The sequence below is a fragment of the Listeria tempestatis genome, from assembly GCF_963575625.1.
In the GTDB taxonomy this organism is placed as follows: domain Bacteria; phylum Bacillota; class Bacilli; order Lactobacillales; family Listeriaceae; genus Listeria; species Listeria tempestatis.
The window spans coordinates 204392-220194 of record NZ_CAUYTK010000004.1; the positions used below are offsets into that span (position 1 = coordinate 204392).

Here is a 15803-nt window from a genome sequence, read left to right on the forward strand (position 1 = left end):
AGGGAATAATATGTTTAAAAAATTTTTCTTTGTTTTTCTTTCTTTTGGACTCCTTTTGTTTTTGTTTCCAGTTGTGAGCTTAGCTGAAACTTCAGGAGATTTCGAATATACTGTAAGTGGAAATGAAGCTACAATTATAGATTATACAGGAACAAAAACCGATGTCGCTATTCCTGCGAACATTGGTAATAACAATGAATATGCTGTTACCTCTATCGGCAACGGAGCATTTAGCTCTAAGGGACTAACTTCTGTTACTATTCCAAATTCTGTGACCACTATCTCTAACGGAGCATTTACAAAAAATAAATTGAAACAACTTGTATTACCTAATTCGGTACAATCAATTGGGATAAATTCTTTCAGCGTCAACCAACTGGAACAAATTACTTTTTCCACTTCTCTAACTAATATCCCTAGGTTTGCTTTTTTTGCAAATAAATTAAAGAGTGTTAACCTTCCTACAAACATAGCAAATATCGATGAACAGGCATTTGAAAATAACTATATTACAGATATAACCATACAAAACCCTAATATTCAGCTAGACTACATGGCTTTTGCGGCTCAAACTGTTTTAGGTAATCTAGTCGTCCGAAGTGATAATATACTTCCACTAGACAACTACATTCATTTCAATGATGCCTCATCACAATTAACTATGGATAACTTAACAGTTACTGATTTATCCAGCGGTATTAGTTATGATTCCACAAAGAATGCTTTAATCTTTTCTGCCGAACCATCATCATCAACTTTCTCGCTATATACTGGAACAAATCGTTATGATTCTTATTACGATATTTCTGAGTACGGCCCTTCTGGTATACCCATCATTTTTTTTGAATATACTAAACCAATTATTGTAAATTATAAAGATTCGTCTGGACTAGAGCTTGCTACTTCTACCAGAATCGATGGAAGTATTGGAGAGAGTTATTCATCCACTCCAAAAATAATAGACGGATATACATTAAAAGAAACTAGCGGAAACCCTACTGGTCAATTTACTAATACAACTCAAACGATTAATTATATTTATGAAAAAACACCTGTTCAAAATGGGACTGTAATTGTGAAGTATCAGGATGAATTTGGCACTTCACTCGCAAAAGACACTATCTTAACTGGAGTAGTTGGAACAACTTATCAAACGGAAAGTAAAGATATTCCTGGCTATACACTAAAAAAAGTAGACGGTCACGAATCTGGAGTATATACAACTGACCCAGAAACCGTTACTTATATATATGAAAAAATAAGTAATGATGGAACGAATTCAAATAAGCATGGCGGACAAACAAGTCATGCAACAGACACGCAAAAGGTCGTCTCTACTTCAGTAAAAGAAAGTAATCACACACTTCCAAGCACAGGTGACACCAATAATCATGTTCTTTTTGCAATCGGTAGCTTTCTCGTAGCATTAGCAACGGGAACACTGTTCTTTAAACGGCATGATTGAGCCTTTTATGGTAAAGTCTAGGAAAATACGAGACCGTGAACACTTTTTAGTTCACGGTCTCTATTCTTTTGATTAATATGAGGAAGGAAAGTTCACTCCATATTACCATTTCCTTATGTTGCTCCCACCACTTTTAATATACTAAAAAAATCTTAATCCTTTACTCACAAATCATAATACGCCCTAAATTAAACAAAAATCAATACGTAGACTCTATTAACTTTTCGTGTTGCCTATTAACACACGATATTTCTCTTGTAAACTCTTCGAAAGAATGTTGACTCTTCCGGACAATATCAGAAAATCTTCTGTAGCTATTTTAAAAGCCTTTATCCTTAAATGAATATAAAACATAGGTATCCCAATAAGAGACGCTTTCGTTAAAAAGACTTTATCTGAATTTTAAACGCTTCATTGATCCGTATTTTTATTTTGTGAAATTAAAATGAACAATATTCCCCCCCTATTTAAACATCCCTTTTAAGTTTTTGATATCCATTTCAGTAGCGACACGTTGTTCCTAATTTTCAAGGGATTTTCTACGACAAAAGCCACCACAATGACAGATGCTCCTGTAACTTAATTTTTCATCATACTTTCTCACTCTTTTTCAAACGAGTTATCCCTATATTTATGTTTTCAAGAAGTTAATACTTATGCTTTTATCCACTACATTAATGTTTTAATCAAAAAACCACCCATAAACTTTATCAGCATGGGTGGTTCAAATAGCACGTATCCTTAAAACCACTTCATTTATATTAATTTAAAATCTCGCAATTATAGTATCATTTGCTATGAAATATTGTATTACCAGGAATGATAATGTTATCTCCGTCAAATACTAGATGAACATCCTGATTAGATTTATTTGTAATTTTAACAACCGTTTGAGTAATACTAATAATCAATTGTACAGACTTCCAAAAAATAGGAAATTCTAGTTTAGTCCATTTCTCTGGAAGATGCGGATTTAGATAAAGTCTACCGTCTAGCATGCGAACGCCCCCAAATCCATTTATCACCGCTTGCCAAATGCCACCCATTGAAGCTGCATGAATTCCTGCGTTACTAGATTTCATATTTTGCCCAAGATCAATTCGACTTGCTCTTTCGAACATTTTATAAGCCAGGCGAGGCATATTTAAATCTGATGCCAAAATACTGTGTATCGCATAACTTAGCGATGAATCGTGTAATGTCTTTGGTTCATAATAATCCCAGTTAGCTTGTTTTACTTCAGGCGAAAATTCATTTTCTAGTAAATATAATAAAATCATTACATCTGCTTGTTTAGTAACTTGCATCTCATTCACTTGTTCCAGACTATAGTCCAGAAAAAGGGAGCCTACCTGTTCTTCCTCTTTATATCGACTTAGGTCAATATTTTTTTTTGATAGATAAGAATCATCTTGCGGAATAATTAACTTTTTATTCGGTTTTGGAAGTAAAAGAGTCTTAGCTTTTTCTTTCCAAAACGGGTAATAGTAATCTATATTCCATTTATCATCAAGCATTTTATAGAGTTCCGCATTTTCTTGTTTCAGTTTTTCATAATAATATATCGCTTTTTTCAAATTCCAGTGTGCCATATAGTTCGTAAAGGCATTGTTATTCACATGCTCCTTATATTCATCTGGGCCTACAACATCGGTAATTTCATAATACTCATCTTTTTTTTCAAGTCGCGATTGCCAGAAAATAGCAGTAGTAAAAATCAACTCATATCCATGTTCTTTCATAAATTTTTCATCATCCGTGAATTGGTAATACTGCCAAACTGCGAATGCAATATCAGCCGTAATATGCTGTTCAATAAAGCCTGACCATATTTTAGTTGACTCTCCAGTGATGATATCTGCAGCGCCCCAAACAGGCGTCACTTCACCATCTTCTAACCATGCTGATTCCCACGGGAACATAGCACCTTCGTACTTATTTTCTTTTGCTTTTTGAATTGCTCCTGGCAATGAAAGTGAACGATATTCCAAAAGTTGTCTAGCAACCTTTGGATTTGATGCAATAAAAAAGGGTAATATAAAAATTTCTGTGTCCCAGAACGTATGCCCTTTGTAGCCCTCTCCAGAAAGCCCTTTCGCTCCAATATTCATTCGATTATCGTGCGCAGGTGTCATAATAGTCAAATGATATAGCGCAAACCGAACTGCTAACTGATCAAAGTCATCCCCTTCGATTTGTATAGGGTATTTTTTCCAGACATTATTTTCCCAAGCTAACTTATGAGCAGTAAAAAGAGTATTGTAATCTCCAGTTTCAGAAAAATCGGCAAGCGCACTGCCAGAAGACTTCCAATTTTTATCGCGACTTGTATACACACCGGATATTTTTTCAATTGTTAGAGTTTGATTCTTCTGGATAGAAGGTATTTCATATGTGGCAAAGATTTTCCTACGTTCCATAAAAATAGTACTTTTTGGTTCGAGCACTTCATTTTCTAGCATAAATCTATGACGTGAAAAATGTGCAAATTTTACATCAGAGTCAGTTGTTTCCGCCTCAAATTTCATTATATTTGAGTTATATAAGCGCATTGTCCCTTCTTTAAAATGTTGCGTTCCCGTATTTGTCATCTGTCCATCGATGCCGGAATCTAACTTTAATTCCAAATTCCCAGATAATGGTGTTATAGAAATTTTTTGACCTACAATATGCAAATTTTCTAGTGACACAAATCGGGTAAAAATAATTTTATATTTTTCACCAGATTGAGAGCGCCAAATAATCTCTCGAACAAGTTCCGCATCTTTTAGATTAAGTGTTCGTTGATAAAAAATAATATCCCCTTGTGTAAGTTGGAAGTGTTGGTTGTTCAGCAAAAGTTCCATTTCAATCATATCAGCAGCATTTGGAAGTTCTGTCACTTCTTTATCACCTGAAAATTTATTAAATGTCCCAGCAATAAAATGACCACGTGTTTCTTTTGAGTATCTTTCTTCTGTAGCAGATCGAACCCCCATATATCCATTTCCGAGGCTAAAAATACTTTCTGCTTTTCCTAATACTTCATCATTAAAATACATTTCTGTGATAAGCCAACTTTTTGTATCTCCAGAACCTTTTCCGTAGTCTAAAGATAATTTGTTTTCCTGTCCATGCATAACTTTGTAATATCCTTTCTTCAAAACAATTTTAATGAATAGTGAGCGCTTTCTTTATGTTTTACATTTTATCCAAAACGTTTTGGTAAGTCAAATGTTAAATATAAATTGATTTAAAATATATAATATTTTAATATAATCAATGAACACAAATAACGTTTTGGAAGTGATAAAAAATGCGAATAGTAGAGCAGTTTCAACAAAGTTTATTTTTCAAATGGAAATTAGTAGCAAAATGGCAGCCTCAAAGTATTTGGAGATCATTATTTTATTTACTTTGTCTATTATTTCTCTCGTCATCTATTGTCAGCCTGTCTAGTTTTTCAAAAACTACCCATTTAAATTATGAATCGCTGTTAAAAGAAATGGATATATTTACGCTCACCAAAAATGGTCTAGATTACAACGGAGAACCTCTCCTTATACCAGTCCCAATTTTTGATACAACCTTACTAATCAGCGAAAAAAAACAGTATGTGGAAACAAAATATGTTCTATTGTTAAAAAAGAAAGGTTTTATATTTAGCAAGAACGGTGCTATATCTGAGAACCTAACGCCATACGCCAATATTCCAATTTGGGGAGAAAAAAACAGCTACACTAATAAAGATGTACTTTTGATTCTTAAAAAAAATAATTCCACGTGGAAACAGTTGGGTTTTGTTTATCAATACGTAAAAGCACTTCTCCAAGTTATTATTACTATATTTATGGTAAGTCTTATAGCACTCATTTCGATACCATTTGCTCGAAATACAGAGACCAAATTCCAAAGCCTTTGGATGTTTGCGGCATACAGTTTAACATTACCATTAGCAGTGATGACAGTTTTAAAAGCTATTGGTTTCTTCATTCCCTACTTCACATTTATTTATTGGTTTTCTGCCATTATTTTTGTTTTCTTAACTATTATTGAAATAAAAAAAAGCTCTTAGATAGAGCTCAGCTTGTAGAAAAACTCAAAATATACGAAAAACCAGACTACTGACAAATGGTGAGATTCTAGGCAAAGTCGAGTATAAGATGACCGAAAACAGGAAAGGCGTAGTTTGCTTGACCATGTGAGAAGTTATGCGGAGCGCATCGGAACAGAGACTTTAACGACGAAGAATACCGTTTGTCAGCCGTCTGAAAACTCTTAGATAGAGCTTTTATTTCTGTTTTGGGCCACTCGAATGCCGAACTATTAATTCATTTGACAGAACAAAATAATGTTTTGAACTTGTATTGTTAATAATATCTAGAACCAAATTCGCCGCAGCTCCACCAAGTTCAAACGGATTCTGAGCAATAGTAGTGAGCGGCGGGCTAACATATCGCGAAAGTAAAATATTATCAAAACCGACAATTGAAAGTTCTTCTGGTACTTCAATCTGAAGTTCTCGGGCTGCTTTTAACACACCTAGAGCCATGATATCACTGACGCAAAAAAATGCAGACACATTGGATGTGGTTAGTAAAAAATTAAGCGCCGCTTGATATGCTTTTTCTTCTTCAAAATCGCCATAACAAACAAGGTTTTCATCAAATTCTAGATTTAATTCCGAAAGTGTATCACGATAGGCCTTAAAGCGAGTTTCGCTGACATAAGCATGTTTATGCCCGTTCATAAAGCCAATTTTTTCATGGCCCAATCTAAATAAATATTTTATCGCTGTTTTGACACTTTCTTCTTGATTAGAAGTCACATAACCAGTCGAGCTATTTTCAATTGGAATATCAATTAAAACTGTTGGTAACTCGCTAGTAACTGCTTCTGTTAAATACGGGTCATCTTTTTTTAATCCTTGAATGATGACGCCATCTAGATTACGCTCCCCCACAACTTGCGTAAATGTCTTATTTCGTTGTCTGGCTGTAGTTGTGCTAATCAGAACCATTTCATAATCCATTTGAGAAACATATTCATTCACACCACAAAGCACTTCAAACACAAAGTTATCTTTTACACTTTCTCTTTTTAAATCTGTAATTAAAAGACCTATAGTTTTTGACTTTTTTGTTACTAAACTTTGGGCAAACATATTTGGGATGTACTGCAATTTTTGAGCAGAAGCATGGATTATCGCTCTCGTGTTCTCATTTACGTCATGATAGCCATTAAGGGCGCGGGAAACTGTTGTTACTGAAAATCCTGTATCTTTTGCTATATCTTTAATTGTTACCAAAACGTTATACCTCCACTTCTAATTTACTATATATATATATTTTATTTGATATTAATCAAAGTTACAACTATTAATTTTTATTCCCTTTTTAAATATCCTCTTGATTTCCGAAACGTTTTGGTTTAAAATACTTATTAATGAATACGCTTTCTTTAATAAACGGAAGGAGAATTATCTATGAAAAAAATAATCCGATGGACAGGAATGATACTGACTATTATCATTCTGCTAGTTACTTCTGCTTGTGGGAATGGGACTGAATCTACAAAAAAGAATGAGAATAACAATAAAACTTTAACACTCGGAGTTTGGAAAGGAACTGAGGCCGAAAATAAGACACGAAAAAAACTGATTGCAAATTTCGAAAAATCTACAGGGATTCAAGTGAAAGAGAAGATATACAATGATTATGAAACTCAACTTCAAACTGATTTACTTGGTGGAACTGCACCTGATGTTTTTTATGTAGATGCCTACCTTGCCCCAAATTTAATTGATAAGAAAGTTCTGGAGCCACTTGATAACTTTATTGACAAAACAGATAATTTTAATGCAAATGATTTTTATAGTCCAGTATATCATGCATTTACTGGTAAAGATAAAATACAGTATGGTGTACCAAAAGACTATTCGACCCTAAGTATTTTCTATAACAAAAAAATGTTTGCAGATGCGGGAATCGATCCAAATATGATTCCAACTACTGCTGATAAAATGGGGGATTTTTTAGAGCTATTAAAAACTAAATTACCAAAAGGTGTTGTTCCTAGCGCATTTACAGCAGAATTATCACGACAAATGTACATAGCGCAATCTTCTGGAGAACCTATTATAGATAAAAATGGCTATTCCAACTTAGATAATCAAAAAACAATTGATGCTCTTCAACCACTAGTTGATTGGTATCAAAACGGATTGATTAAGCGTCCAGCAGATTTAGGTCAAGATTGGTCTGGCGATTCATTTGGAGCATCGAAGGTAGCAATGATGGTAGAAGGAAATTGGGCTATAGCACATCTGAAACAAAATTTCCCTGATGTCGAATTCGGAACAAAAGAGATTCCAACAATAGATGGTAAAAAAGGGACTATGGTATTTACCGTAAGTTATGCAATGAACAGCGCTTCAAAAGATAAAGAAGCCTCCTGGCAATTAATTGATTACTTAACGGGAAAACAGGGGATGAAAACATGGGCGGAAGGAGCATCGGTACTTCCCTCTCGAGTGTCTGTTGCTAAAGAGATGGATATTGAGTCAGATGCTATTTTAAAACCCTTTGTCAATGGGGCTAACTACGCAACCCCTTGGCAGGATGGCACAACATTATCTATCGTATCAGATCAATATAAAAACATGATACCCTCTGCTTTAAAAGGCGAACTAACATTGAATAAAGCAATGACTAAAGCAACTGAAACAGCAAATAAAGATATTAAAGTACAACTGAAAAACTAAATGATAAATGTAGTCCCTATAAAAATTATATATCAGTAACTTTTATAGGGATTGCTAAATTTAATAATTACTGTGTAGTGAATTGATAGTCTTATATCATTAATTTCTTCTGTACTATCTACGATATGCCCCATACAGTAATATATCTGAAAAGGGTGAGATAATGAATTCATACAAATCTAAACACAAAACAAAAGAGGCTACACAAGGGATTTCTTTTATGCTTCCAACCATCATTCTCATGACGGTATTTACGCTTTTGCCTATTATTTATGCCTTTTTTCTTTCTTTAAACAAAGTTAGTTTGATTGGAGAGACCAGCTATCAATTTGTTGGGTTGAAAAATTATGCAAATGCTTTTCAAGATGAACGAGTTTGGATTGCTCTTAAAAACACTATTCAATACGTTATTATTGTTGTTCCGTGTCAGACCATATTAGCACTACTAATGGCATCTTTGTTAAATTCAGGAATAAAATTTCAAAATACTTTCAGAACTATTTTTTTCCTGCCAACACTCACATCTAGTTCAGCATTAACTATGATTTTTATGTTTTTATTTAGTTTAACTGGTCCCATCAATAATATATTAGTTGACTTCGGCATTATTGCAGAACCAATTAATTTTATTAACGAAACAAGGTTTGCACTAGGAACAATTATGGTGATGAATATTTGGTCTACTGTTCCATTTTTTATGACAATATACTTAGCAGGGCTACAAGATATACCCAAAACTATGTATGAAGCCGCTCAAGTTGATGGAGCCAATGCATGGAAACGGTTGACAAGGATTACAATTCCTCAAATCGCACCCATCACCAACTATGTTCTCTTGATGGGAATTATAGGATGCTTTCAATTGTTTGACCAAGCCTATATTATTTCAGGTGGGAGTGGCGGCCCTAATAACGCCACCCTCACTTTATCTTTGATTATTTATCAATATGCATTCAAATCCTTCGATACAATGGGGTATGCTTCGGCCATCGCAATTCTTTTGACACTCATTATTTTCCTTGTATCTATGCTGACTAGAAAATTAAATAAAGAAGATGTCAACGAAGAAAGAGAGGAAATGTCATGAAAATAAAAAGCTTTTGGAAAATCGCCACCTATACATTATTAATCAGTTATGGGTTAGTGACATTATACCCTTTCTTATGGGCAGTAATGGCATCTTTCAAGCCCTACAGCGAAATTATTGGTGGCGGATTAAGTTTATTACCTAAAAATCCAACTATAGAAAATTATAGTTATATCTTCACACGCGATCCACTATTTCCAAGATGGATTTTGAATTCATTTATTGTAGCGATTTCAGGAACTATTCTAAACATTATTTTTAATAGCATGGCAGGTTATGCACTTGCACGCTTGCATTTTCCAGGCAGAAAATCACTTTTCTTAATTATTTTGGTTGTTATTATGGTGCCTGCTCAAATTCTGTTAATCCCAAACTATTTAATTATGAAATCGATTGGAATTTTAGACACATATAATGCATTAATCTTGCCTGGTGCTATTAACTTCGCATATATTTTCATGATGAGGCAATTTTTTGTGAATTTTCCTAAAGAAGTGGAAGAGGCCGCACAAATGGATGGACTTAGTAAAACTCAAACTTTTTTTAGAATTGTATTTCCGATGGCACAGGCAAGCATTGCGACACAAGGAGTATTCGTATTTTTAGGTTTATGGAACGAATTTATGAAACCATTACTTTATATTACATCCCCAGAGAAATATACCCTAACTCTTGGTTTACAATCATTCCAAACACAAAATGCAACGCAATGGAATTATATTATGGCGGCCTCAGTTGTTTCAATCATTCCCATATTGATATTATACATTCTTCTAAATAAATACTTTATGAAAGGAGTACGTATTGGTGGGGATAAATAGAATTGGAAAGAACTTCTAGCAATTTTTATAGATAATTTAAATCCACCAAGATATGATAAAGAGACGTGACCTAGTTAAAATTGGTCTCGTCTTTTAGCGTTTAAACATTATCCACCCGTCTTTTTTTAAAAAAATTCCAAGCTTCATCAAACCCAAGTAAATATTTGCTTAACTTTTAAATAAGCCATTAAATGATTGTTATATCTTTCATTAATTATCTAATCCATTGGAGAGGTCTCCTTAAAAAAATTTGTAATACGGAGACACTTCATTAATTTTCATAATCAATGAAAAAAGAGCCAAAATAAGCATATTTTGGCCCCCGTTGACAACTTACTTATTAAACGAATCGACGACTGCAAATCAATTATTTCTCTTACTATACCAAAAGCCCGTTTTTAATAGAAATCTTTATTCACTGTATGAATCGTTTTTTCCATATTTTCATGCATTTTATGGTCTTCAAGTAGCATGAGGGAAATGATGTCCATCACATACATGAGCGAGAACTGACTATTGACAAAATATTGATTGCTTACAAAAAGACTATTGTAGACTGGAATATTAATGTCGCTAAGTTCGACCATTTCATTTTTTTCAAAACTTGTGAACGTAATGATTTGGCTGCCGTTTTCCTTTGCTTTTTTTAGTGTGCTAATGAGTTCAATTGTATTGCCAGAGTTTGAAATTCCTATCACAATATCAGAAGGTTTCGTAATCGCACCTGTAATGATCATCATATGTGACTCGTTTAGACCTGTCGCATTTAACCCCATGCGAATAAAGCGCTGCGACATTTCGATGGCCGTCAAACCAGAACTTCCCAAGCCGCAAATATAGACGCGCCCAGCTCCACGAATTAAGTTGACTACTTTACGAATCTCTGCTTTATCAATCATTTTCACGGTATTATCAATTACTTTATGATAGAACGAATATACATCTTCAAAAATATCTTCATAACCTGCTTTCGGCAAATCCGTTGTCGCCGTGTTAATTTTCATTTTCAAATCAACAAAACTGTCACAACCTAGCCGCTTACAAAAACGTGTAATCGTTGCGCTCGATGCTCCCGTTTTTTTCGACAAGTTCGTAATCGTAATATTTTTAATGGCGTTACTTTCCTCTAAAATATATTTAGCAATTTTTCGCTCTTTCAAAGGTAAGACATTATACATTTGTTGGATTTTTTGTAGGATGTTCATCATTTATGACCTTCTTTACTTAAAAAATGGTACAGCGCCCCGACCATGCCTGCTTCATTCCCAAGCGTTGCAAACTCAATTTTTGCCGTATTAAACGACTGAGACACGAGTTGGTCTAAAACGGCTTTCTCAATTCGAGGTTTAAAATATGTTTTTTGTTCCATAATGCCACCGCCTAGGATGATCACTTCAGGATTTAAAACATAAATTAAATTTACAAGACCTGCTGCTAGATTGCAAATCCAAACATCTAGAACCTTCTGAATTTCATTATCGTCCTTCAGTGCGCGCTCCATAATTGATTTTCCCGTCAAATTTGCCTCACCCGTTTCAAGACTCACTTGATGAACAAGTTCACTCGTTGCTGCAAGCTCCTGAAAATGCTTACCATTAATGCTCATATAGCCAATTTCAAGAGCGCGATTTGTGGCACCGTGAAGCAATTTTCCGCCAGTTAAAAAGGCGCCCCCAATACCCGTTCCAACCGTCAAACACAAAACAGAGTTGTAATTTTTAGCGCTACCCAAATAAAACTCTCCAAGCGCTGCACAATTAACATCATTTTCGACTTGGCACGGCAACTGGTACGCCTCTTCAATTCGTTGCTTTATTTTCGTCCCCGTGTAACCTGGAATCGTGTATCCCGCATAACTAATTTCACCACGCTCCGTATTTACAACCCCAGCAGATGAAACCGCAACGCCTGAAATCCCGTCCTTATTTTCCCCTACAATGCGTAGCACATCTTCCATAATAAAATTTTTCGTTTTCGTTAGTTTCGTTTGCACCGCCTGGACCGGCGTAAGACGTTCGTAAGACTCGTTAAACTTAGCAAACTTTATCGTTGTGCCGCCAATATCGATACATAAATATTCCGCCACAATCCTCACCCCTTTGTGAGCACCTCATAAAAGGCCTCTTCCGTTTTCGCATCAATTAATTGCCTAACTCGCTCCTCCTCCATGAGCACCTCCGCAAGTTCCCCGAGCAACTCCAAATGGTCGTCCGCACTCGTTGCCGCAAGTGTAATCACAAGTTTTACTGGATCAAAAAGCTCACTACCAAACAGAACCCCTTCTTTCATTGTTGAAAAAGTGAGTCCTGCTTCATTCACCCCAAACTCTGGCCGAGCATGCGCGAGTGCAATATTTTTTGCGATAACAATATATGGTCCATTTTCGTGCAGAGAGCGAATCATGGCGTCAACATACGTTGCTTCAATCGCGCCCCTATCTAAAAGTTTCTTAGCAGATTTTCGAATAGCCTCTTCAAAGTTTTCTGCTGAAACACCAATTTCAATATCCTCAAGCTTTACATTATCCATTAACAATTTCATCCACCTCTTTTTTCAATTGACCTACATTTAATTCTGCTAAAGAATCAACTATTTGATAATTTGGTGTTAAATCACTGTATTTAGTAACCTCATTTGGGACAACAATGACAGGTATACCCGCCTTGTTCCCCGCAACAAGTCCATTTTTTGAATCCTCAATGATAACCGCCTCATGTGGTTTAACTAACAGCTGCCTAGCCGCCTCTAAAAACAAATCTGGCGCCGGCTTAATTTGCTCCACATCCTCCGCCGTAACAATGACATCAAAATAGTCTATCAGACCTAATCGAGTTAAATGCGCAACTGGTTTTGCCCGTTTGGACGACGTAGCTAATGCTAGTTTTAATCCCGCTTGCTTCACCGCTTCAATAAAGGAAACTACCCCTTCTTTAGGCGGCAAGTCTTTGCTTCTTTCGATAAAGTGCTCACTTGTTTCTTTAGAAAATGCTTCTTGGTTTACCGTAATGTTTTTTTCACTCGCTAATTTTTGAAAGAATGCTTGATCATTTGCGCCTACACACGTTAGGAATTCCTCAACGCTCACATGATAACTGAGCTCTTTTTCAAACCATTCTTGAAAAATTTCGTACCAAATAACTTCTGTATCAACGATTACGCCGTCAAAATCCATTATAATTGCTTTTAGCATAATTTCCCTCCTAGAAACAGATAAAATTTGGAAGGAAAACATACTTTCCTCCCAAATCTATTATTTTTCTTTGCGACTATCCACTAAGTTTTGAATAAGTTCCGCATATTCTGGAGCATTTAAGTAATCTACTATTTCCACATAGTGAACTCCTGGTTGTTTTTCGCGCACTCGCTCCATTAGTGATTTATGCGTTACGATAATATCGCATTCTGTTGGTAGCTCATTTACCGCGATATGGAATACTTTAATATCTTCTAATCCCGCATTCTTCACTTTTTTCTGTAGAACAGAGGCACCCATCGCGCTAGAGCCGAGACCTGCATCACAAGCATAGGCAATTCTTTTGACTGAACTGAAGTCAAAACTTGCTGGTTCTTTTTCAGCAAAAACGGATGAAATGCTACTTTTCTTACCTTTTAAACTTTCCATTTGTACAGCTGCTTCTTGTAAAGCTTCTTCGCTGTTTTTCGCGCGTTTGATGAACGGAATAGCGGTTAAGAATGTTACGAGCGCAGCCGCTAGAACCGCAATAATGATTTTAATGTGGTCGCCAGGCGCTGCCATCATCATGATGGTGATGATACTTCCTGGTGAAGCGACACCGACAAGACCAGCGTTTGTCATCGTTAAAATGAAAGTCCCTGTCATGCCACCTAAAATAAGTGGCAAAATAAGAACGGGATTCATTAGGACGAATGGGAAATAAATTTCGTGAATCCCGCCGAAGAAGTGGATGACACTCGCCCCGTAAGACGATGCTTTCGAACTCCCTTTTCCAAAAAACATATAGCCAAGTAGAATTCCTAAACCAGGACCTGGATTTGATTCTAGTAGATATAAGACAGATTTCCCTGTTTCTGCTAATTGTAACGTGGCAAGCGGGCTTAATATTCCTTGACCAATGGCATTGTTTAGGAACAGTATTTTAGCTGGCTCAATAATGAGTGCTGTCAGTGGCAAGAGATGATAATTAATGAGATAGTCAACACCTTCTGCTAAAACTGTTGTCACGCTTGCTACAGCAGGTGCGACAGCCACATAAGCAAATAATGCTAGAATAGCTCCAATTATTCCAATTGAAAAATTATTAATTAGTAATTCAAAACCTGTTGGTATTTTCCCATCGATTTTTTCATCAAATTTTTTGAGAATCCAAGCAGAAAGTGGTCCCATAATCATGGCGCCAATGAACATTGTAATATCTGAACTAATGATCGCACCCATCGTGGCAACAGTTGCGATAACCCCACCACGGTAGCCATGAACGGCGCGACCACCGGCAAAAGCAATAAGCAGCGGTAATAAGAAATTAAGCATGGGTGCAATGAAGCTTTTTAGCATCTCGCTTCCAGTTGCAACTCCGATAGCAGTTAAAATCCCCCAAGCCATAAATGCTCCGAGATTTGGAATTACCATGCCGCTAAGTTTACTACCAAATTTTTGAACCTTCATATGAATGGACATTTAAATCCCCCTTTCTAAACGTGCCTTCCTTAAAGTTCTACTTCTTTTCCTTCTTTAATGGACCTTTCAATTGCATCTACAACGCGCAAAGAATCAAGCGCTTCTTTTGGCGTGATAATTGACTTTGTTCCGCTAACAACATTATTTACAAAAGCCATGACTTCCTCTGCTAAATCACCACTAACTTCTCCGTTCACATAGTACCAGTGTCTTGAATCAGGATAAGTTACACCTTCTCCGCTTACAAATTTCACACCTTGGTCACAAGAATCAATATAGGCAACTCCTTTTGTTCCCACTAGCTCTAGTTTGTCATCAATAATTGTCGGTGAGTTTTCCGGTAGCACCCAACAAGCTTCTAGGCATGCAATCGCGCCATTTTCGTATGTGACAATCGCATAAATCACATCATTCATGCCATTTTCTTTTAAAATCACACTGCGACTTTTGGCAAAAACTTTGACCGGATTCGCATTCATATACCAATTGATATAGTCGATATCATGAATCATAACGTGCATACTAAGGTCAGATGCACCTACATAACGTTTAGGTCCAGTCACCGGACTATTACGACGACAATATAGATGGATAATATCGCCTAATTCACCACTATCAAGACGCTGCTTGACCATATTAAAGCGCGGATCAAACCTTAATAGGAAGCCGACTGTAAATACTTTATCGTAATCTTTCGTGATTTCATAAATGGCTTCCCCGTCTTCCAATTCTTTTGCAATTGGCTTCTCAAGTAAAATATGTTTGTTGTTTTTAACCGCTAATTCCACACATTCCCGGTGCATATTATCTGGTAGTACGATACTTACCGCATCAATTTCCGGGTTTTCAAGCAAATCTCGATATTCCTTATAACCTTTACAGTTGAATTTCTTTTCAGCTTCTGCCCGTTTCTCATCGTTGTACTCGCATATGGCAACCAATTCAACTTGTGGCAACTTCTGATAAATTTCTGCGTGATAACTTCCCATTTGACCAATTCCGATTACAGCAACTTTTACTTTTTTCTCCAT

General features: G+C 35.9%; 13 protein-coding genes. 5 read left to right on the plus strand and 8 right to left on the minus strand.

Annotation, left to right across the window (positions count from 1 at the left end):
- Nucleotides 1-10 precede the first annotated feature (10 nt).
- Nucleotides 11-1465, plus strand: coding sequence for a MucBP domain-containing protein (locus R8923_RS07665; RefSeq protein ID WP_485872181.1), 1455 nt, complete (start codon nt 11-13; stop codon nt 1463-1465).
- Between the two features lie 788 nt (nt 1466-2253).
- Here R8923_RS07665 and R8923_RS07670 read toward each other — a convergent pair.
- On the minus strand, nt 2254-4584 hold the full coding sequence (locus R8923_RS07670; protein WP_485872182.1) for a glycoside hydrolase family 65 protein: 2331 nt from the start codon (nt 4582-4584) through the stop codon (nt 2254-2256).
- Nucleotides 4585-4760: 176 nt separating this feature from the next.
- Between R8923_RS07670 and R8923_RS07675 the strand changes: the two genes are divergently transcribed.
- The gene (locus R8923_RS07675; protein WP_485872183.1) at nt 4761-5519 is read left to right on the plus strand and encodes a DUF1189 family protein; all 759 of its coding nucleotides are present in this window, start codon (nt 4761-4763) and stop codon (nt 5517-5519) included.
- A gap of 216 nt (nt 5520-5735) precedes the next feature.
- On the opposite strand, the gene R8923_RS07680 is transcribed toward R8923_RS07675, so the two are convergent.
- A complete protein-coding gene (locus R8923_RS07680) occupies nt 5736-6752 on the minus strand; it encodes a LacI family DNA-binding transcriptional regulator (protein ID WP_485872184.1) in 1017 nt (338 codons plus the stop codon).
- A gap of 177 nt (nt 6753-6929) precedes the next feature.
- On the opposite strand from R8923_RS07680, the gene R8923_RS07685 reads away from it, so the two are divergent.
- From R8923_RS07685 to R8923_RS07695, 3 genes are all read left to right on the plus strand, one after another.
- Nucleotides 6930-8207 carry an ABC transporter substrate-binding protein gene (locus R8923_RS07685; protein ID WP_485872185.1) on the plus strand — a complete coding sequence of 426 codons (1278 nt, stop codon included), beginning with the start codon at nt 6930-6932 and terminating at the stop codon, nt 8205-8207.
- 163 nt (nt 8208-8370) lie between these two features.
- Complete coding sequence (locus R8923_RS07690; RefSeq protein WP_485872186.1) at nt 8371-9294, plus strand: carbohydrate ABC transporter permease; 924 nt, start codon at nt 8371-8373, stop codon at nt 9292-9294.
- Nucleotides 9291-10115: a carbohydrate ABC transporter permease gene (locus R8923_RS07695; RefSeq protein WP_485872187.1), complete on the plus strand. Its 825-nt coding sequence runs from the start codon at nt 9291-9293 to the stop codon at nt 10113-10115. Before R8923_RS07690 ends, R8923_RS07695 begins: the two co-directional genes overlap by 4 nt.
- 398 nt (nt 10116-10513) lie before the next feature.
- On the opposite strand, the gene R8923_RS07700 is transcribed toward R8923_RS07695, so the two are convergent.
- From R8923_RS07700 to R8923_RS07725, 6 genes are read right to left on the minus strand one after another with little or no spacing between them, the layout of a single operon-like run.
- Nucleotides 10514-11320, minus strand: coding sequence for a MurR/RpiR family transcriptional regulator (locus R8923_RS07700; RefSeq protein ID WP_485872294.1), 807 nt, complete (start codon nt 11318-11320; stop codon nt 10514-10516).
- Nucleotides 11320-12201: an ROK family protein gene (locus tag R8923_RS07705; protein WP_485872188.1), complete on the minus strand. Its 882-nt coding sequence runs from the start codon at nt 12199-12201 to the stop codon at nt 11320-11322. The genes R8923_RS07700 and R8923_RS07705 overlap by 1 nt, the downstream gene beginning before the upstream one ends.
- Before the next feature lie 5 nt (nt 12202-12206).
- On the minus strand, nt 12207-12650 hold the full coding sequence (locus R8923_RS07710; protein WP_485872189.1) for a PTS sugar transporter subunit IIA: 444 nt from the start codon (nt 12648-12650) through the stop codon (nt 12207-12209).
- Entirely contained in the window at nt 12637-13305 is a 669-nt protein-coding gene (locus R8923_RS07715; protein ID WP_485872190.1) for an HAD family hydrolase, read from the minus strand. The genes R8923_RS07710 and R8923_RS07715 overlap by 14 nt, the downstream gene beginning before the upstream one ends.
- A gap of 60 nt (nt 13306-13365) precedes the next feature.
- Nucleotides 13366-14772, minus strand: a complete 1407-nt coding sequence (locus R8923_RS07720; protein WP_485872191.1) for a PTS mannitol transporter subunit IIBC — start codon at nt 14770-14772, stop codon at nt 13366-13368.
- A 29-nt stretch (nt 14773-14801) separates the two neighbouring features.
- Nucleotides 14802-15803: a Gfo/Idh/MocA family protein gene (locus tag R8923_RS07725; RefSeq protein WP_485872192.1), complete on the minus strand. Its 1002-nt coding sequence runs from the start codon at nt 15801-15803 to the stop codon at nt 14802-14804.

Bases quoted from the DNA above. Each gene is read 5' to 3' on its own strand.
- R8923_RS07685 (WP_485872185.1), top strand. From the start codon at position 6,930: ATGAAAAAAATAATCCGATGGACAGGAATGATACTGACTATTATCATT.
- R8923_RS07720 (WP_485872191.1), bottom strand. From the start codon at position 14,772: ATGTCCATTCATATGAAGGTTCAAAAATTTGGTAGTAAACTTAGCGGC.
- R8923_RS07700 (WP_485872294.1), bottom strand. From the start codon at position 11,320: ATGAACATCCTACAAAAAATCCAACAAATGTATAATGTCTTACCTTTG.
- R8923_RS07725 (WP_485872192.1), bottom strand. From the start codon at position 15,803: ATGGAGAAAAAAGTAAAAGTTGCTGTAATCGGAATTGGTCAAATGGGA.
- R8923_RS07670 (WP_485872182.1), bottom strand. From the start codon at position 4,584: ATGCATGGACAGGAAAACAAATTATCTTTAGACTACGGAAAAGGTTCT.
- R8923_RS07675 (WP_485872183.1), top strand. From the start codon at position 4,761: ATGCGAATAGTAGAGCAGTTTCAACAAAGTTTATTTTTCAAATGGAAA.
- R8923_RS07715 (WP_485872190.1), bottom strand. From the start codon at position 13,305: ATGCTAAAAGCAATTATAATGGATTTTGACGGCGTAATCGTTGATACA.
- R8923_RS07695 (WP_485872187.1), top strand. From the start codon at position 9,291: ATGAAAATAAAAAGCTTTTGGAAAATCGCCACCTATACATTATTAATC.
- R8923_RS07690 (WP_485872186.1), top strand. From the start codon at position 8,371: ATGAATTCATACAAATCTAAACACAAAACAAAAGAGGCTACACAAGGG.
- R8923_RS07665 (WP_485872181.1), top strand. From the start codon at position 11: ATGTTTAAAAAATTTTTCTTTGTTTTTCTTTCTTTTGGACTCCTTTTG.